A 17,861-nucleotide genomic window follows, 5' to 3' on the forward strand; every position below is an offset into this window, starting at 1 on the left:
CCCCGGTCAAGATGCCCGGCCGGGAGAGGGCGGTGCGGGCGCCCCGGTCAGGACGCGGACAGGGCGGCGCGGGCCTCGTCGGCGGTGGGGTAGGTCGAGAAGGCGTCGGCCACCCCGGTCAGGCGGAAGGTGCGCTGGACGCGCGCGTTCAGGCCGGCGAGCGCGACGCTCCCCTCGCGGGCGGCCAGCGCGCGCCGGGCGCCCAGGAACACGCTGATGCCGGTGGAGTCGCAGAAGGCCAGGCCGGTGACGTCGATGATCAGGTGCCGGCACTGGTCGGCGTAGGCCTTGTCGAGCGCCTTCTGCAGGTGCGGGACGCTGCCGTGGTCCAGTTCCCCCGTCAGGACCAGCGTGCGCACCGGGGAGGAGTGGCCGTCGGCGGAGCCGCCTTCGACCTGCACGGTGAAGTTCATGGGCGACCTATTCACGGAGCGAGCATTGGATCGGCGGGACGGCGGACAGGGCCGCGGGCGAGTGACCGGGGGTGCGCGCACCGGGACCGGCCCGCATGGCGACTAGCTGATGCTCCACATCGGTGACGATATGCGAAGCGGCCACCCCTGCCCACAGATAGAGCGATGCTTGATCGGTAAGTGAGGGGACCCGGTCGGGGTCAGGCCTTCGGCAGGCCGTTGATCTCCTGGCGCAGCAGCACCGCCGACCCCTGGGCGTCCCTGGTGATGCGCACCTCGTCGCACAGCTGTTGCATGAGCCAAAGGCCCCGGCCGCGCAGCGTGGTCACCCCGGGGTCGCCGGCGGTGGCGTGCGCGGGCACGAGCTGCCCGAGACGGTCGTGCACCTCGACGGTGACGGAGCGCTCGTCATGCCAGGCTTGGACGTGCCCCTCGCCGTGGGCGTGGTCGAGCACGTTGGCGGCGGCCTCGTTCACCGCCAGCACCAGGTCTTGCAGGCGCACGCCGGAAAGACCCGCCAGAGCGGCGTACCCGCGCACCTGCCCCCGCAAGGTGCTGAGATCATCGGTGATCGGCCACTGCGCGGACGCATGCCCCCTGCGATCCACCGGCACCCTCCTGCCACGCCGCCAGTCGTCCACCTGTCAGAACTCCGCCACGGGCTTGACCATAACGCCTGGACGTCCTGGGTCACGCACCGGCCGCTCTCCCACCCCCGGCGGCGCGGCGTCCGCACAACCGTACGGTAAGGACGAATCGGCGCGCCGCATCCCGGGGCCGGAGAATTCACCTGTTACCCCGTGAGCCCGGCGATAACAGAGATACGGCACTCCATGCGTTCCGGTCCAGGTAAGTGCAGGGACGAACCACGCGGCCGACGCGGGTCCACGAGAATGGAGCCGTCGTGATCGAGGGAAGGGCGGGATGCCGTGCGCGTCGGGATCCTCGGGCCGCTCCGGGTCCAGGACGCGGGCGGGAACCCGGTCGAGGTCGCGGGCGCGCGGCTGCGGGCGCTGCTCGTACGGCTCGCCCTCGACCCCGGGCGGGTCGTCACCGTCGAGCGTCTGGTCGACGACCTGTGGCCGGGCGAGCCGCCCGCCAACCCGGCGGCGGCGCTGCAGTCCCTTGTGGCGCGCCTTCGCCGTGAGCTCGGCGGACGGGAGGCGGTCGCCTCCCACCCGTCGGGGTATCGGCTGGGCGCGGAGGGGCCGGCCGTGGACGCGTGGGTCTTCGACGCGCGGGCCGCCCGGGGCGCGGCCCTGCTGCGCGCCGGCGACCCGTCCGGCGCGGGCGGGCCGCTGCGCGAGGCGCTGGAGCTGTGGCGCGGGCCCGCGCTGGTGGACGCCTCCCGGTTCCCCTTCGCCGCCGCGCCCGCCGCGCGGCTGGAGGAGCTGCGGCTGGCCACGCTCGAGGCCCGCATCGACGCCGACCTGGCGTGCGCGGTTCCCGGGCTGGTCGCCGAGCTGGAGGAGCTGGCGGCCGCGCATCCCACCAGGGAGCCGTTCCAGGCCCGGCTCATGCGGGCGCTGTGCGCCGACGGCCGGCGGGCGGACGCGCTGGGGGTGTACGAGCGCGTGCGCGCGGCGCTGGCGGACGGGCTCGGCGTGGACCCGGGCGCCGAACTCCGCGCGGCCCACCTGCACGCCCTCCGCGCCGACGCCTCCCCGGCCGTCCAGGGCACGGCGGCCGGGGGCAACCTGCCGGCGCCGCTGACCCGCCTGGTTGGAAGGCGCGACGACCTGGCCAGGGTCGGCCGCCTGCTGGGGGAGGCGCGCCTGGTCACCGTGACCGGGCCGGGAGGGGCGGGCAAGACCCGGCTGGCCGTGGAGGCGGCGCGACGCGAACGGGCGCCGGACGGGGTATGGCTGGTCGAGCTGGCCCACGTGACCCGTCCGTCCGGCGTCCTGGGTCACCTGCGCCCTCCGTCCGGCGTCCAGGGCCACCTGGCCCGTCCGTCCGGCGTCGCGGCGGCCGTCCACGCGGCCCTGGCCGGCACCGGCCTGCTCGCCGGCCTCGGCGGCGCCCCGGGGGCCGGGCCGGCCGAGCGGCTGTGCGCGTCGCTGGCCGGGCGCCGTGCCCTGCTGGTGCTGGACAACTGCGAGCATGTGGTGGAGGAGGCCGCCGAGCTGGTCCAGCGCGTGCTCGCCGCCGCGCCGGGCGTGCGGGTGCTGGCCACCGGCAGGGAACCGCTCGGCGTCCCCGGTGAGGCCCTGCATCCCCTGCCGCCGCTCGCGGTGCCCGGCGAGGACGTCACGCCGCTGTCGGCGCCGTCGTTCGCCGCGGTCGCCCTGTTCGCCGAGCGCGCCGCGGCCGTCCGCCCGGGTTTCGCCGTCGACGAGGGCAACCTCGCCGACGTCGTGCGGCTGTGCCGGGAGCTGGACGGCATGCCGCTGGCGATCGAGCTGGCCGCCGCCCGGCTGCGCTCCCTGACCCTCGCCCAGCTCGCCGGCATGATCGGCGACCGCCTGGAGGTGCTGGGACGCGGCAGCCGCGCGGTGGAGCGGCGGCACCGCACGTTGCGGGCGACGATCGACTGGAGTTGGGAGCTGCTCACCGAGCCCGAGCGGGCGGCGTTGCGGCGGCTGTCGGTGTTCGCGGGCGGCGGGGCGTCGGCCGAGGCCGCGGCGCGCGTGTGCGGAGCCGGCCTGGACGTGCTGACGTCGCTGGTCGACCGGTCCCTGCTGGTCCAGGCCGCCGATGACCCCCGGCCGGGCCCGCCCCTCGCCGGGGACGGCGGCGGGGTGCGCTACCGCCTGCTGGAGACGGTGCGCCACTACGCGTCCGAGAAACTCGCCCAGACCCCGGAGACCCCGGAGACCCCGGACGGCACCGAGAGCACCCAGTGCGCGGACGGCACCGGGGTGGGGGCGGAGGAACGGCGGGTGCGGGCGGCGCATGCCGCGTACTTCCTCGAGCTGGCCGAGCGCTGCGAGCCGTCGTTGCGCGGCCCGGAGCAGGCCGCCGCGCTGCGCCTGCTGGACGGCCATCAAGGCGACCTGGACGCGGCCCTCGGCCACGCGATCGAGTGCGGGTGGGCCGAGACGGCGGTCCGGCTGTACACGGCGCGGCTGTGGTCGTGGGTGATGCGGGGCAGGCGGCGGGAGGCGGCCGACTGGGCGGCGGCGGTGGCCCGCGCCACCGGCGACGCGCCGCCGCCCGGGCTGGCCGCCGAGCACGCGATGTGCCTGCTCCTGGCCGGGTCCGGGGACACCGGCGGCGAAGGCGACGGCGCGGGCGTCGCCGGGACGCGGCCCGGTGAGCTGCTGGACCGCATGTACCGGTCCGACCGGCCGGCGGTGCTCGGCTCGTGGGCGATCGTGGGCGCGTACGCGGGCGGCGTCGCCGACATCCGGCGCCGCGCCGCCGCGGTCGAGCACTTCGGCCGCCACCCGGACGCGTGGGCGCGGGCCACGACGCTGCTCATCGAGGGCATCGTGGAGTTCGAGTTCGTCCCCGGCGGCGCGCCACGCGCCGAGGTGATGGTGCGCTCGGCCTCGCGGGCCTTCCACGGGCTCGGCGAGCGCTGGGGGATGGCGCTGGCGCTGTTCTGGCTGTCGCTGGTTGCGGAGAACCGCGGCGAGCCGGCGGAGGCGCTGGTCCTGCTGGAGGAGTCGGCGGCGCGGGCGGCGGAGATCGGCGGCGTCGACGCGCTGCCCGGCCCGGCGATGCTGCCGGTGCGGCTGGGCCAGTTGAGGGCCCGCACCGGCGACCTCGCGGGCGCGGAGGCGGTGCTCCAGCAGGCGCGGGTGGCGGCCGAGCGGGCGGGGGACGCGCTGGCGCAGGCCCGCACCTGGCACGCCCTGGGCGAGACGGCGCGCCGCGCGGGAGACCACGCGGGGGCGCGCACGCGCCTGCGCCGGGCGATGGACCTGCTGCCGGCCGAGCGGTCCGCCGGCGGCGGCACGGGGTCACGGCCGCCGATGATCCCGGCGCAGCTGGTGGCGTTCGTGTGGCTGGAGGCGGCCCGGGTGGAGACCCTGGCGGGCGACCTCGCCGCCGGCGGGCGGCGTCTGCGGGAGGCTCTGGAGGCGGTGGCGGCGACCTCGGACGACACCGCGCGCGCCACCGTCCTGGAGGGAGCGGCCGAGTGGCTCGTGGGGGCGGGCGAGCCCGGACGGGCCGCCGCCGCTCTGGCGGCGGCGGCCCGGCTGCGGGGCGTGCCCGACAGCGCCGACCGCGAGGTGGCCGCGCTGGTCGCCCGATGCCGGGGCGCGTTGGGGGAGGCCGCTCTCGCCGCGGCATGGCGCGCGGGCGCCTCCTCACCCGCCCCGGACGCCGCGGCCCTGCTGTCCGGCCTCTGAGGGCCCGCCGTGGCGAGCCGCGGAGTACCGCTCCGCCGCCCGCGACCCCGCCTCACCTCTGCGAGCACGTGCCCGTCTCACCCTGTCGGTGGCGGCAGTCCTCGCATGACCCCTGCGGACGGCGTCCGGCGGCGAGGAGCCCTCTGAGCTGGGCCGGAACGGCGTTGTCTCCGCCGGGGAGCCGGGGCGATGTCCTGACACGTGCACGGTTCGCCCTGGGTTACTGCTTCAATGATCGATGGCCGGCGGCTGAGGACGCCGGCTTTTCACGGCTGCGATGGGCGGGGGCAAGGATGCGGAGACTGCGCGGGCGTCTGCGGTACTGGTTCGACGGGACGATGGACCGCGGCACACCGGCGCTGATCGGCTGGCTGGCGCTGGCGTCCGTCGTGCTCATCGTGGTGGTCACCGCCGCGGTGGTCGCCTTCACCGATACCGAGGAGAACGGCGGCTGGGGGACCGTCGGGTGGATGAGCCTGATGCGCGCCATCGACCCCGGCACCATGGGCGGCGACAGCGGGAGCCCGGTGTTCCTGGCGCTGATGCTGACCATCACCATCGGCGGCATCTTCATCGTCAGTTCGCTCATCGGTGTGCTGACCACCGGTCTGGAGAACCGGATCAGCGAGCTGCGCAAGGGCCGGTCCCGGCTGATCGAGAGCGGTCACACGATCGTGCTCGGCTGGTCGGAGCAGGTCTTCACCGTGATCGAGGAGCTGGTCAAGGCCAACGAGGGGCAACGGCGGTCCTGTGTGGTGATCCTGGCGGACCGCGACAAGGTCGACATGGACGACCAGATCCGCGCCCGGGTGGGGGAGACCGGCCGCACCAGGGTCATCTGCCGGTCGGGAAGCCCGCTCAAGCGGGTGGACCTGGAGCTCGTCAGCCCGGACACCGCCAAAGCGATCATGGTGCTGCCCTCTCCGGACAAGGACGCCGACGTCGATGTGATCAAGGCGTTGCTGCTGCTGAACAACCGCGCCTGGCGGGGGGCGCGGCCGCACGTGGTCGCCGCCGTGCAGGAGTCGGAGAACCTCGCCGCCGCGCGCCTCGCCGGAGGCGAGTCGGCCATCGTGATCGACGCCGACGACATCACCGTGCGGCTGGTCGCCCAGTCGCACCGCCAGTCGGGGCTGTCCACGGTCTGCACCGACCTACTGGACTTCGACGGCAACGAGCTGTACATCCGCCCCGAGCCCGCGCTCACCGGCCGCACCTACGGAGAGGCGCTCAGCGCCTACGACCTCGGCATCCCGGTCGGGCTGCGCCGGATGGACGGGCGGGTCATGCTCAACCCCGCGCAGGAGACCGTGATCGACGCCAGGGACCAGGTGATCGTCCTGGCCGAGGACGACCTGCTCATCCAGCTCGCCGGCTCCGCTCCCGCGATCGTCCCGGAGGCCGTCGCGGCGGCCCCCGACCGGGCGCAGACGCCCGACCGCACCCTGCTCATCGGGTGGAACTCGCGCGCTCTGAAGCTGATCGACCTGCTGGACCGCCTGGTCGAGCCGGCGTCGGTGGTGGACATCGCCGCCCCTGGCCGGCCGGTGGACGTCCTTGAGACCGGTCGGGAGAACCTGACCGTCGGCTACAAGTACTGCCGGCCGACGAGCCGGCGGTCGCTGGAGAACCTCGACCTCGGCGGCTACCGGCACCTGGTCGTGCTGGCCGACGACGAGGTCGACCCCGAGCACGCCGACGACCGCACGCTGGTGACGCTGCTGCACCTGCGCGACATCAAGGTGAGCCTCGGAGACCCCTACACCATCGTGACCGAGATCAACGACGACGCCAACCGGGAGATCTTCCAGGTCACCAAGGCCGACGACTTCATCATCAGCACCAAGCTCATCAGCCTGCTGCTGACCCAGCTCGCGGAGAACCGGCATCTGCACGGCGTGTTCTCCCAGCTGTTCGACCCCACCGGCCCGGAGATCCACCTGCTGCCCGCCTCGGACTACCTCGTCCCTGGCGTGGAGGCGAACTTCGCGACCGTCGTGGAGGTGGCCAAGCGGCGAGGGCAGACCGCCATCGGCTACCGGGTCAAGCGGCACAGCGACCACACCCCCTCCTTCGGGGTGATGCTCAACCCGCCGAAGACCGCGCCGCTGACCTTCGGCGCCGACGACAACGTCATCGTCCTGGCCGAGAACCTCTGACCTCCTGGAGGCCGCGCGGCGGGCAGGGGGCCGTCCTCGGCGGGACCGTCGCGTCAGATGGTCACCGTGGGGGGCCGGCCCGGCGCGGGGCGGTCCCTCCCCAGCCTCTCGGCCACCTCCGACAGGGCCCCGGTCAGCTCGGAGAGAACGCCGGGGAAGGCGTCCACGTCCAGCTGCCGCGCCGAGTGTCCCCGTACGAGGTCACGTAGTCCGCCGTGATCGACGAAGAACCCGTCCACTGCCGACCTTCCGAGGGGTGCGCCGGGGTCCGATGATCTCCAGGCGCGATCATCTCAGACGATCTCGCCGTACGCAGCCGCTCGGCTCTGCGCCGCCTCTTCGTTCGCCGAACGGCCGGCGGCCGGTGACCGCCGTCGCCTCGCAGGCCGGACGGTGACCGCCGTCCGGCCGGGGAGCCGGGCGCGGCGGACGCGCCGTCCGTCGTCATCCGCCCGCGGTCACGGCCTTCAGTTCGTCGAAGGACTCCCGGATGAGCTCGGACAGGCCGGGCTGCCCGGGGTCGTCGCCGACCCAGCGCTCGAACGCGACCTTGAAGACGGCGAGGCCGACCTCGGCGGCCAGGCTCGCCGCCGGATCGGTGACGCCGCGCCCGCGCAACGTGCCGGCGAGCGCCGCGGACAACGTGGCGAGTTTGATCAGCTCGCGTTCCTGTAGCTCGGGGTTCGCGGCGATGACCGACCGGCGCCGCCGGGCGCTCTCGCGGCGCTCGCCGAGCAGCTCGCCCACGGCTTCGACGGCGCGTGCCACCATCTCGATCGGGGCCGCCGCGTCGGGGGCGTCCTCGACGGCGGCCACCAGGTGCTCGCGCAGCGGGCCCGAGCCCCAGAACAGCACCTCGCGCTTGTCGGCGAAGTGCCGGAAGAACGTGCGCTCGGTCAGCCCGGCCCGTCCGGCGATCTCGGCCACCGTGGTCTGCTCGTACCCGCGCTCGATGTAGAGCTCCAGCGCCGCCTGCTCCAGCCGGCCGCGCGCGTTCGGCTCCCATCGTCCCATGCCGGAATCCTACCTTGATGACAGTGGCTGACATCAGTGCTACGTTGATGACAGTCACTGACATCGGTCTGGGGGCCTGGATGCCCCGGACGATCGACCCTTTGGAGTACTTCTCATGCGCGTATTCGTCACCGGCGCTTCCGGATGGATCGGTTCCGCCGTCGTCCCCGAACTGGTCGGCGCGGGTCACCAGGTCGTCGGGCTGGCGCGCTCGGATGCCTCCGCCGCCGCGCTCACCGCGGCCGGCGCACAGGTGCGTCGCGGCACCATCGACGATCTCGACGGCCTGCGCGACGCGGCCGTCGCCTCCGACGGGGTGATCCACCTGGCGTTCAAGCACGACATCGCCTTCTCCGGTGGCTTCGCGGAGGCCACGGAGGCCGATCGGCGCGCCGTCGAGACCTTCGGCGAGGCGCTCGCGGGCTCTGGTCGGCCGCTGGTCATCGCCTCCGGGATCCTCGGACTCGCCCCCGGGCGGGTGGCCACCGAGCAGGACGGGCGAGAGTCCGGCCCGGACGTGGCCCACGCGGGCGGCGCGGCGCGGGATCGGCTGGCGACCGCCCAGATGACGCTGTCACTGGCCTCGCGCGGCGTCCGCTCGTCGGTCGTGCGGCTCCCCCCGACGGTGCACGGGGATGGGGACCCCGGCTTCATCGCGGTCCTGGTCGCGATCGCCTGCGGCAAGGGCATCTCCGGCCACGTCGGCGAGGGGGCCGATCGCTGGCCCGCCGCGCACCGGCTCGACGCCGCCCACCTGTTCCGCCTGGCGCTGGAGCAGGCGCCGGCGGGATCGGTCCTGCACGCCGTCGCCGACGAGGGCGTGCCCATCCGCGACGTCGCCGAGGTGATCGGCCGGCATCTCGGCCTGCCGGTGGCCGCCGTCGCTCCCGAGGACGCGGGCGCGCACTTCGGCTGGCTGGCGGGCTTCCTCGCCGCCGACAGCCCGGCCTCCAGCGCACTGACCCGCGAGCTGCTGGGGTGGCGGCCGACCCAGCCGGGACTTATCGACGACCTGGACAAAGGCCACTACTTCCACAACGCTTCCACGCAGGCGGGCGCGTCCTAGACGAGTAAGTCCTAAGTCCGGCCACCCCGCGACGAACCCGGCGCCGAAGCAGCCCCCCGCGCCCGCCGGGTCGAGCGAGGTGTCCAGCTCGCCCTGTGACAACGCGTCCGCGAGGACCCCGGCGAGCCGGGTGCGCAGCCAGGCGAACGTCTCCTCGACCGAGCGGCGCAGCTCGGAACCGGGGAACTCCGCCTCCGCGCGGGCGCGCAGGTCGTTGGCACTGCGGGCGATCGCGGCCGGCGCCAGGTCGGACCGGCTTCCGACGGGCCGGCCCCGCGCTTGGCGAAAGAGCGCGGGTGACAAGTTCACCCGCGGGCGCCGCTACGGCAGGGCGGGCACGGCCGGCGCGGTGTTGGTCCAGCCGGCCTCGAGCACGATCTGGGTGCTCGTCTCGTTGAGGGACAGCTTGCCACTGATCGCGGTCGTCTGGCTCTGGGACAGCAGAAGCATCGTGCCGGTGTCCACGACTAGGTCGGTCTTCTCCTTGATCGTCAGTCCGTTGTCCTGAACGGCCTTCGGGTGGTCGATCGACAGGGCCGCGCCGGCTCTGCCCATGCGGTCCTTGGTCTCTCCCTGCGAACGGACACTGGGCATCGTCAGCAAGAGCTGGTAGGCCGCGGCGCGGACGTTCTTGGGCGCCGGAAGCTGGTTGAGCATGCCCGGCAGCGCCCCGGTGATGTACTGGTCCACGTTGTTCTGCTTGACCCGTGAGACCCGCGCGGCCTCGGAGAGCCAGGACTTCAACGCGTTCGGGTCCGCGGGCAGCCGCTGGACCTCCTCGTACGTCAACTTCTGCCCGGCCAGAAAGAACTGGTCGTCGTTGCCGCGTACGGGCCCGACGTGGCCCTTGTCCGGCTCGGTCGACAGCTTCACGACCTGGCCGTCGGCCGTGCGGGTCCACTTGGCCGGCGAGCCGTCGCGGCGCCACGCCTTCCGGTCCGTCGCGCTCTTCGGGTGCGCCCCAGCCTTCCGGTATCCGAACCAGGCCTTGCCGTCGGGCGCGGTCCATTCCTCACTGAGCTCCTGCTCCACCACCCAGTAGCGATTCGCGCCGCTGCCCATTTGGCGGGGACCGGTGCGCTGGGTCAGCACCCTCGTATGCCAGTAGGCGCCTTCAGGCGGAGCCGACGCGGCGGCCGCGAGCCGCGTCTCCGGCGCCTTAACGACGCTCGGCAGGCCCAGCAGGGCGGCGGTGCCCACGGCGGCCAGGCCGGTGCCGACGGCGATCAGCGGCCGGACCGGTGCTGTCGCGAGCTTCATATGTTTCCTCCAGAGGTCCGAAGTGACGTCCCCCAATACGCCTGGGCGCCTCACAAGGTTGCCTGCGGCACTCGGGCAACTGCTGGAGGATCCAAGGCGTATTAGGAGGCGTGAAACGGGACAGACAGACGTGAGCGGCGCGGAGCACGACTTCGGCGCATTCGTGGCCGCAAGGGCCACGACGCTGCTGCGGGTCGCCTATCTCGCCTGCGGGAACGAGGCGGAGGCGGAGGACCTGCTGCAGACGGCGCTGGAGCGTACCTACAGGAACTGGGACAGGGTGCGGCACGACAGCCCCGAGCCCTATGTGCGCCGCGTCATCATCAACACCGCCATCAGCCGGGCCCGCCGCCGGGCGATCCTGAGCATCATCCCGATGCGCATCCTGCCGGAGAGGGCGGCGCGCTCGACCGACGTCGATCTGCGCCACCTGCTCATGGACGCGCTGCGTGGCCTACCTCCCCGGCAGCGCGCGGTGGTCGTCCTGCGGTACTGGGAGGACCTCAGCGAGGCACAGACCGCGGAGGTGCTCGGCTGCACGGTCGGCACGGTGAAAAGTCAGACGTCGAAGGCGATGGCCAAGCTGCGTGCAGCGCTCGGCGAGGCATCCGTGGAAGGAGTGATCGGCAATGCCCACGCTTGAGGAACGCCTCCGCCAGGTCATGGCGGACGAATCCGCGAGGCTGTACGCCGCGCCCGACCTGGTGGACCGGGTCGTCCGGTCAACCCGGCGGAAGAGGAGGCGGGGCGGGGTCGCGGCCCTGGCCACGTCGGCGGCCGTCCTCGCGGCAGGCTCCCTCTACCTGACGGTGGCCCCGGGCGCCATGCAGACGCCCGCTGTCTCGGAGACGCCAGCCGCCTCCGAGACGCAGGGGCCGCCCGCCATCGACGACATCCCGCCCGTGCCGTCCGCCCCTCCCAGCCTCGGGGACCTGGGCGACGGGAAGACGCTCAAGCACGTCAAGGTGGGTTACCTGCCCGAGGTCCTGCAGTGGGGCCACTGGTCGGTGGACTACGGCGACAGCTACTCGACCTCGTGGAACTTCGATGGCGACAAGCACAGCTTCTACTGCGTGCAGATCTTCGTGTACGAGGGTAAGGCCGTCCAGGAGGTCGACGACCGTGTGCAGGGGTACCGCGACGAGGGGGAGGGCGAAGAGGTGACCGTCGGCGACCGGACCGGCTATTCGGTCATCGCAGACGTCGGCGAGGACGGCATGAAGGGCACCCCCACGCTCATCCTGAACATGGGGGAGCAGCGGCGGGCCGAGATCATGTTCAGCCCCACGTACGCGAAGAGATTCGCCAACGCCAAGGCCGTCGACCGCGAGCTGACCAAGATCGCCGAAGGTCTTACCGCCGACAACTAATCCGAGTAAACTCTAAGTCGCTTTGAGGCGGGCTGTGGGGAAGGGTGAAGGGTGTCGATGATCCGTTTGTGACGACAGACATCAACACCCTTCTCACCGCTCCCGCTACTTCTGGGGCCTGCGCCTGCACCTGATCTGTACCCCGGCCGGCCTGCCGATCACCTGGGCCCTGGCCACCCCGAAGGTCGACGAACGTCAGGTCCTGATGGCCGTACTCGACCACGACCCGCACCTGCTCGCCGAACGCCCCGGCCTGCTGATCGTCGCCGACAAGGGGTACATCTCGGCGGAACTGGACGCCTACCTGGCCGAACGTGGGATGCAGCTGCTACGCCCGTCCTACCGCAACCGCACACCCCGCCCCGGCGAACAGCACCTCAAACCCATCCGCCAGCTCATCGAGTCAGTCAACGACACCCTCAAAGGCCAACTCGACCTGGAACTGCACGGCGGACGCAGCCCGCTGGGCGTCGCCGCCCGCGTCGCCCAACGGATCCTGGCATTGACCGCCGCGATCTGGCACAACCGGGCCACCAGCCAGCCCATCACCCGGTCACTGATCGCCTACGACCACTGACCGGACTTAGGACTTACTCGTCTAGGGCGCCGGCCGTCCTAGGACGCGGCCGTCCGACGGGTCACCAGGGCCTCGACGCCGTCCAGGACCCGCTGGAGGCCGAACTCGAACGCCTGCTGCGGAGCGGAGGCCGCGCCGTACTCCTCCCCGGCGGCCGTGCCCACCCGCGCCGACAGCGGGTAGCGGGACGGGTCCATCACCTTGGCCAGGTAGGGGGCGTGGGCCCACCACCACTGCTCGTCCGACACGCCGGTGCGCTGTGCGACCTGGGCGGCGTCGACCGCGCCGCGCGCGGCGCCGTGCACGAACCCCGCGACCAGGGTGACGACGGAGTCCATCTCCAGGTCGGTCAGTCCGATGCCCTCGACGGCGGCCAGCTCGTACTCGTAGGCGCCGGCCACGTTGGGACCGAGCGGCGGCCGGCTGGTGGCGACGTACAGCATCCACGGGTGGCGCTGGTAGAGCGCCCACTTCTCCCTGGCCACGAACTCCAGCCTGCCGCGCCACCCCCCGGGCACCTCGGCCGGCCGGGCGGGCTCGCCGCACACCGTGTCGAGCATGAGGTCGAGCAGCTCGGCCTTGCCCGGCACGTAGGTGTACAGCGACATGGTGCCCACGCCGAGGCGCTGGGCGACGCGCCGCATGGACAGCGCCGCCAGGCCGTCGGCGTCGGCGAGCTCGACGGCGGCGCGGACGACGCGGTCGACGCTGAGGTCGGGCCCGCCCTTGCGCCCGGACTTCTCGCGGGTGCGCCACAGCAGGGCGAGGCTGCGCGCGGGGTCGCCCCCGCCGGTGTACTCCGTGGTCATCGTGGTCCCGATCCTACGGCCGCCGCCCGGGACCACACCGGACCCGCACCCCGCCGCCCCGGGCGAACGGCCCCCCTCCACGCCGGACGCACCCCGCCCGGCGGTGAACGGCGCCCCGCGTCACCGGACGGACGGGCACTGCGCCGGCGTCCCGCGGCCCTCAGAGGAGGACGGCCGCGGGACGCCGCAGGAGGACGGAGGCTACGCGGCCGAGCAGAGTGTCCCGTTGAGAGTGAAGACCGTGGGCAGGACGTTGGGGCCGCTGTAGTTGCCGACGAAGCCGACGCTGACCGTCGCCCCCGTGGGCAGCGAGCCGTGACCGGCCTCGTTGACGACCTTGACCTGCGATCCGTCCTGCGTCCAGACGCCGCCCCAGCCGCTGCCGAGGCTCTGCCAGGAACGCGGCCAGGCGAAGTCCAGCGTCCAGCCGTCGATCGGCGCGCCGTTGTTGGTGACGTCGATGGCGCCGACGTACCCGCTGCCCCAGTCGTTCTGGTCGCTCAGCCGGACCGTGCAGGAACTGGACGCGGGCGTGCCGGTGGTGAAGGTCAGCGGCGGGGACGCCGGCGACAGGCCGCCGCCGCCGTCCCGGGCGATCACATTCACCGTGTAGCGCGTACCGGGGTTGAGGTTGGCGACGGTGAAGGAGGTGCCCGCGGTCTCGCCGAGCTGCTCGCTGACAACGCCGTTCTGGCGGTGGATCTCGTACTTGACGATCGGGCGGGCGCCGGCGGAGGCGGCGGGCCAGGAGATGGTGGCTCCGTGGTCGGTCACCCCCGAAACCGTGGGCTGGCCGGGCGCCCCCGGCAGCCCGGTCTGGGAGGAGGAGGGACGCACGACGATCGTCGTCATCGACAGGGGCGGCAGCGTCTGGGCGGTCGCGCTGCCGGCGGTGGCGGTGGTGATGCTCGTTGCGCCGTTGGTGTGGGTGAGCACGGTCGGCGCCGCGCCGGCCGGGGCGAAGCCGGCGTACCCGATGGTGACGGGGTAGGAGGTGTCGGCCGAGGTGTTGAGCAGCAGCACCGCGAGGTCGCCGTCCGGGCGCCGGACGGCGTGCGCGACCACCTTGGGCTGGTCGGTGGCGGCCCGGAGGAACCGGTCGCCGGGACGGGCGAACCTGCTCACCATCTGCAGCGCGAAGTACGGCGCGAAGGGCGTGTTCAGCGCCGGCTCGCACACCTCGCCGCCGGAGGTGCAGGCCCCGCTCGACAGCAGGCCGAAGTCGCCGTAGTCGGTCTGCCCGGCCACCTGGGTGACGGGGCCGATGCCGTTGTGGGTGTTCCACCAGTCGACGGTGAACACCCCGTTCGCCAGCAGGGTCGCGTAGGCGTCGGCGGCGGCCAGCGCGCCGGGCTGGGTGGTGGCGCCGGCGCTGCTGGTGCCGGTGTTGAACTCGGTCATCGCGATGCCGATGCGCTCGGCCCCCGGGCCCGCGTACGCGGCGATCTGCCGCCGGGTGAGGTCGATCATGTCGGGGATCTGGCCGGCTCTGTCGAGCGCGCCCGGGTACCAGTGCACGATCACGAAGTCGATCTTCGGTCCGGCGGCCGACAGGACGACCTTGTTCCAGGTGCCGTCGTCGCCGGCGGCGACCAGCCCGTCGGGCCAGTTGGCGGGCGTGGTCAGCACCGCGCCGATCTTGATGGAGGGGTCGGCCGCCTTCATCGCGTCGGCGTAGGCGACGACGTTGCGCGCGTACTCGGCCGGGCTCTTGTCGGCGTGGTCGTCGGCCTCCCAGGCACTGCCGTAGCGGCCGTTGCCGTAGTTCTCGTTGCCGATCTCCCAGTACTTCACGCCGTAGCCCTTGACGACGTTGGCCTGGTGGACCCAGGCGGCGGCCTCCGCGGCGGTGCCGGTGCCGTAGTTGGCGGTCACCATCGGCTGGGCGCCGGTGCGCCGTACGCCGCGCATGAAGGTGTCGAAGTCGGTGCCGGGCGCCACGTACCCGCCGGGCGCGGTGTGATCGGCCCAGTGGTAGATGTCGGAGTAGGAGCCGCCGGGATAGCGCAGCACCTTCACGCCGGCGTCCTTCAGCAGGTCGGCGGTCGCGTCGGTGCCCAGGTTGGCGTCCCAGATCGCGTGGTTGGCGCCGATGCCGGTCGCGGGGACGGTGGCGAGGGCGGCGCGGGCGTTGACGGTCACCGCGACCGCGGCGGGCTCATCGGCGTGCGCGGCGGGCACGTTCAGGCCGGCCAGCGTCAGCACGACGGCGGATGTTAGCGCTAACAGAGCTTTCGGCATCGGACCCCTCGCCATGGACATCTCATGCCTCCCGACCGGGAAGCACCCATGATCCTGGGAGCTGACGCCGTCCTGCGTCAACCGACCGTGAAACTTTCACTGCGCACGGTCATCGCCGGCGCCATCGCCGCGCCGCTTCCCGCGCCGTCCTCGTGGCCGTTCGCGGAGGCGAAACCCGGCCGCTGAACGCTCGCCCACCCAAGGTCTCCGTCGGACCCGGTTATTCCGTACGATGTCCCGTATGATGTACGGTACAACGTACGGAGTTAATGGGAAGGAGGCGGGAGTGGGGTCCACAGGACACGCGATCCTCGCCGAAGGGCTGCGCAAGCGGTACGGCCGCACCGAGGCCCTGGCCGGGTTCGACCTGGCGGTGCCGGCGGGCACGGTATGCGGGCTGCTCGGGCCCAACGGCGCGGGTAAGACCACGGCGGTGCGCATCCTGACCACGCTGCTGCGGCCGGACGCGGGCCGGGCCGAGGTTGCCGGCTTCGACGTGGTCCGCGACGCCGCGCGGGCGCGCTGCCGCATCGGGCTGGTGGGGCAGAACGCCGCCCTGGACGAGGTGCTGAGCGGCCGGCAGAACCTGGTGATGTTCGGCCGGCTGTACCACCTCGGCACGGCGGGAGCGCGCCGCCGCGCCGACGAACTGCTCGAACGGTTCGGGCTGGCCGACACCGGGGACAAGCCGGTCAAGCTGTACTCCGGAGGCATGCGCCGCCGGCTCGACCTGGCCGCCGGCCTCATCCTCACCCCGCCGGTCCTGTTCCTGGACGAGCCCACCACCGGGCTGGACCCGCGCGGACGCGGAGAGGTCTGGCAGGCCGTCGCCTCGCTCGTCGCCGGCGGCACCACCGTGCTGCTCACCACCCAGTACCTGGAGGAGGCCGACCGGCTGGCCACCGACATCTGCGTCCTCTCGGCCGGCCGGACGATCGCCCAGGGCACCCCGGAGGAGCTGAAGTCGCTCGTCGGCGGCGACCGCGTCGAGCTCGTGGTGCGCGAGCCCGCCGACATGGGCGCCGCCGCGGCGGTCGCCGAACGGGTGGCGGGCGCGCGCGCCGACCGCGACACCGACCGGCGGCGCGTGAGCGTCCCGGTACGCGACCGGGTGGCCGCGCTGACCGCCGTGACCCGCGCGCTCTCGGAGGAGGGGGTACCGGTCGAGGACATCCTCCTGCGCCGTCCCACCCTGGACGAAGTGTTCCTCCACCTCACCGGCCACCAGGCGACGGCACCCGACCCGACGAAGAAGGCGGCGGCGGCATGAGGACGACCACGAGCACCCACGTCGGACCCCATGACCGCGGGCCGCGTGGAGGCGTGGCGCGGACGGAGGGTGACGGCGGCATGGGGACGACCACGAGTACCCCCATCGGACCCGGTGGATACAGGCGGCGCGGCGGCCGGCCGGGGACGGAGGTTGACGGTGGCGTAGAGACGATCACGAGTACCCCCATCGGACTCGGTGAACGCGGGGCGCGTGGAGGCGTGGCGCGGACGGAGGGGGACGGCGGCATGGGGACGGTCCTGGTGATGCCCGGAGCGCTCGGCGGGCCCGCTGGATGCGGGGACGCGGGGGCGCGGCACGGGTGGGAGGTGGCGGCATGACCGTCATGGATTCGGTGGCGGCGCCCGCGCCGCCCCGCACGGCCGCCGCGCGGTTGCGGTGGGCGCTGGCCGACGGCTGGACCATCACCCACCGCGACCTGGCGCACCGGGCCCGGCGGCCCGGCCAGGTCGTCGTGGAGCTGCTCTTCCCCGTCATGATCGTGTTGATGTTCGCCTACCTGTTCGGCGGCGGCATGGCCATCCCCGGAGGAGGGGACTACCGCGAGTTCCTCATGCCGGGAATGTTCGCCATGACGATGGTCTTCGGGATCGAGGCCACCTTCACCGCGGTCAGCGCCGACGCGGCCAAGGGCGTCACCGACCGGTTCCGCTCGATACCCATGGCCCCCTCGGCGGTGGTGACCGGCCGCTGCGCCGCCGACATGCTCAACTCCGCGCTCGGGCTGGCGGTCATGATCGCCTGCGGGCTGGCGGTCGGCTGGCGGTGGCACCACGGTCTCGGACCCGCCCTGGCGGCCGTCGGGCTGCTCCTGCTGCTGCGGTTCGCCCTGCTGTGGACGGGCGTCTACCTCGGGCTGGCCATCCGCAACCCCGAGGCGGTCATGGCCGTGCAGATCCTGGTGTGGCCGCTGGGGTTCCTGTCCAACACCTTCGCCTCGCCGGCCACGATGCCGGGGTGGCTCGGCGCGGTCGTCGAATGGAATCCCATGTCGGCGACGGTCGCGGCGACCCGGGAGCTGTTCGGCAACCCCGGCTGGGGCGGCGGTTCCTGGGCGGCCCAGCAGGCGCCGTTGCTGGCGCTCGCCTGGCCGCTGCTGCTCATCGCGGTCTTCTTCCCGCTCTCGGTCCGCCGGTACCGCACCCTGGACCGCTGACCCGCATCCACCACCGGGCCGTCCTCACCATCGGGTCGCACCCACCACCGGGCCGTCGTCCCCACCGGGCCGTCGTCCCCACCGGGCCGTCGTCCCCACCGGGCCGTCGTCCCCACCGGGCCGTCGTCCCCACCGCCGGGCCGGCCCCACCCCCGGGGCCCCCCCCCCCGGGGGGCCCGCCCCCGTGGCCGGCGCGGCCCCAAG

15 protein-coding genes and 1 pseudogene are annotated in these 17,861 nt (G+C 73.4%); 9 read left to right on the top strand and 7 right to left on the bottom strand.

Features of this window, described 5'->3' with window-relative positions; all coding sequences use genetic code 11:
* Positions 1–47: 47 nt before the first annotated feature.
* Positions 48–428, bottom strand: a complete 381-nt coding sequence (locus ABZT47_RS38805) for an STAS domain-containing protein (RefSeq protein ID WP_354853336.1) — start codon at positions 426–428, stop codon at positions 48–50.
* Positions 429–613: 185 nt separating this feature from the next.
* Positions 614–1,021, bottom strand: a complete 408-nt coding sequence (locus ABZT47_RS38810; protein WP_354853338.1) for an ATP-binding protein — start codon at positions 1,019–1,021, stop codon at positions 614–616.
* 321 nt (positions 1,022–1,342) lie between these two features.
* Between ABZT47_RS38810 and ABZT47_RS38815 the strand changes: the two genes are divergently transcribed.
* Both ABZT47_RS38815 and ABZT47_RS38820 read left to right on the top strand, forming a co-directional pair.
* On the top strand, positions 1,343–4,714 hold the full coding sequence (locus ABZT47_RS38815; protein ID WP_354853340.1) for a BTAD domain-containing putative transcriptional regulator: 3,372 nt from the start codon (positions 1,343–1,345) through the stop codon (positions 4,712–4,714).
* 293 nt (positions 4,715–5,007) lie between these two features.
* On the top strand, positions 5,008–6,873 hold the full coding sequence (locus ABZT47_RS38820; protein ID WP_354853341.1) for a potassium transporter TrkA: 1,866 nt from the start codon (positions 5,008–5,010) through the stop codon (positions 6,871–6,873).
* A 53-nt stretch (positions 6,874–6,926) separates the two neighbouring features.
* Here the strand turns inward: ABZT47_RS38820 and ABZT47_RS38825 are convergent, their stop codons facing one another.
* Together ABZT47_RS38825 and ABZT47_RS38830 are read right to left on the bottom strand one after the other, a co-directional pair.
* The gene (locus tag ABZT47_RS38825) at positions 6,927–7,112 is read right to left on the bottom strand and encodes a hypothetical protein (protein ID WP_354853343.1); all 186 of its coding nucleotides are present in this window, start codon (positions 7,110–7,112) and stop codon (positions 6,927–6,929) included.
* 205 nt (positions 7,113–7,317) lie between these two features.
* Positions 7,318–7,887, bottom strand: coding sequence for a helix-turn-helix domain-containing protein (locus ABZT47_RS38830; RefSeq protein WP_354853345.1), 570 nt, complete (start codon positions 7,885–7,887; stop codon positions 7,318–7,320).
* 115 nt (positions 7,888–8,002) lie between these two features.
* Between ABZT47_RS38830 and ABZT47_RS38835 the strand changes: the two genes are divergently transcribed.
* Complete coding sequence (locus tag ABZT47_RS38835; RefSeq protein ID WP_354853347.1) at positions 8,003–8,953, top strand: SDR family oxidoreductase; 951 nt, start codon at positions 8,003–8,005, stop codon at positions 8,951–8,953.
* A 321-nt stretch (positions 8,954–9,274) separates the two neighbouring features.
* On the opposite strand, the gene ABZT47_RS38840 is transcribed toward ABZT47_RS38835, so the two are convergent.
* Positions 9,275–10,213: a hypothetical protein gene (locus tag ABZT47_RS38840; protein WP_354853349.1), complete on the bottom strand. Its 939-nt coding sequence runs from the start codon at positions 10,211–10,213 to the stop codon at positions 9,275–9,277.
* A 130-nt stretch (positions 10,214–10,343) separates the two neighbouring features.
* Between ABZT47_RS38840 and ABZT47_RS38845 the strand changes: the two genes are divergently transcribed.
* The 3 genes and pseudogenes from ABZT47_RS38845 to ABZT47_RS38855 form a co-directional block, all read left to right on the top strand.
* A complete protein-coding gene (locus tag ABZT47_RS38845) occupies positions 10,344–10,856 on the top strand; it encodes a SigE family RNA polymerase sigma factor (protein ID WP_354853350.1) in 513 nt (170 codons plus the stop codon).
* Positions 10,843–11,583: a hypothetical protein gene (locus ABZT47_RS38850; protein ID WP_354853352.1), complete on the top strand. Its 741-nt coding sequence runs from the start codon at positions 10,843–10,845 to the stop codon at positions 11,581–11,583. Before ABZT47_RS38845 ends, ABZT47_RS38850 begins: the two co-directional genes overlap by 14 nt.
* A 106-nt stretch (positions 11,584–11,689) precedes the next feature.
* Positions 11,690–12,160, top strand: a pseudogene (locus ABZT47_RS38855) (transposase); the annotation flags it as partial.
* A 38-nt stretch (positions 12,161–12,198) separates the two neighbouring features.
* Here ABZT47_RS38855 and ABZT47_RS38860 read toward each other — a convergent pair.
* The gene (locus ABZT47_RS38860; RefSeq protein ID WP_354853354.1) at positions 12,199–12,969 is read right to left on the bottom strand and encodes a TetR/AcrR family transcriptional regulator; all 771 of its coding nucleotides are present in this window, start codon (positions 12,967–12,969) and stop codon (positions 12,199–12,201) included.
* 201 nt (positions 12,970–13,170) lie between these two features.
* The gene (locus ABZT47_RS38865; RefSeq protein ID WP_354853355.1) at positions 13,171–15,174 is read right to left on the bottom strand and encodes a cellulose binding domain-containing protein; all 2,004 of its coding nucleotides are present in this window, start codon (positions 15,172–15,174) and stop codon (positions 13,171–13,173) included.
* Positions 15,175–15,258: 84 nt separating this feature from the next.
* Here ABZT47_RS38865 and ABZT47_RS38870 point away from each other — a divergent pair, with 84 nt between their 5' ends.
* From ABZT47_RS38870 to ABZT47_RS38880, 3 genes are all read left to right on the top strand, one after another.
* A complete protein-coding gene (locus tag ABZT47_RS38870; RefSeq protein WP_354853357.1) occupies positions 15,259–15,396 on the top strand; it encodes a hypothetical protein in 138 nt (45 codons plus the stop codon).
* A 100-nt stretch (positions 15,397–15,496) separates the two neighbouring features.
* Entirely contained in the window at positions 15,497–16,480 is a 984-nt protein-coding gene (locus ABZT47_RS38875) for an ATP-binding cassette domain-containing protein (RefSeq protein WP_354853359.1), read from the top strand.
* Positions 16,481–16,826: 346 nt separating this feature from the next.
* Positions 16,827–17,657, top strand: a complete 831-nt coding sequence (locus tag ABZT47_RS38880) for an ABC transporter permease (RefSeq protein WP_354853361.1) — start codon at positions 16,827–16,829, stop codon at positions 17,655–17,657.
* Positions 17,658–17,861 lie beyond the last annotated feature (204 nt).

This window comes from Sphaerisporangium sp. NPDC005289, assembly GCF_040607455.1.
GTDB lineage: Bacteria > Actinomycetota > Actinomycetes > Streptosporangiales > Streptosporangiaceae > Sphaerisporangium > Sphaerisporangium rhizosphaerae.

Bases quoted from the DNA above. Each gene is read 5' to 3' on its own strand.
- ABZT47_RS38820 (WP_354853341.1), top strand. From the start codon at position 5,008: ATGCGGAGACTGCGCGGGCGTCTGCGGTACTGGTTCGACGGGACGATG.
- ABZT47_RS38830 (WP_354853345.1), bottom strand. From the start codon at position 7,887: ATGGGACGATGGGAGCCGAACGCGCGCGGCCGGCTGGAGCAGGCGGCG.
- ABZT47_RS38835 (WP_354853347.1), top strand. From the start codon at position 8,003: ATGCGCGTATTCGTCACCGGCGCTTCCGGATGGATCGGTTCCGCCGTC.
- ABZT47_RS38840 (WP_354853349.1), bottom strand. From the start codon at position 10,213: ATGAAGCTCGCGACAGCACCGGTCCGGCCGCTGATCGCCGTCGGCACC.
- ABZT47_RS38850 (WP_354853352.1), top strand. From the start codon at position 10,843: ATGCCCACGCTTGAGGAACGCCTCCGCCAGGTCATGGCGGACGAATCC.
- ABZT47_RS38860 (WP_354853354.1), bottom strand. From the start codon at position 12,969: ATGACCACGGAGTACACCGGCGGGGGCGACCCCGCGCGCAGCCTCGCC.
- ABZT47_RS38870 (WP_354853357.1), top strand. From the start codon at position 15,259: ATGATCCTGGGAGCTGACGCCGTCCTGCGTCAACCGACCGTGAAACTT.
- ABZT47_RS38880 (WP_354853361.1), top strand. From the start codon at position 16,827: ATGGATTCGGTGGCGGCGCCCGCGCCGCCCCGCACGGCCGCCGCGCGG.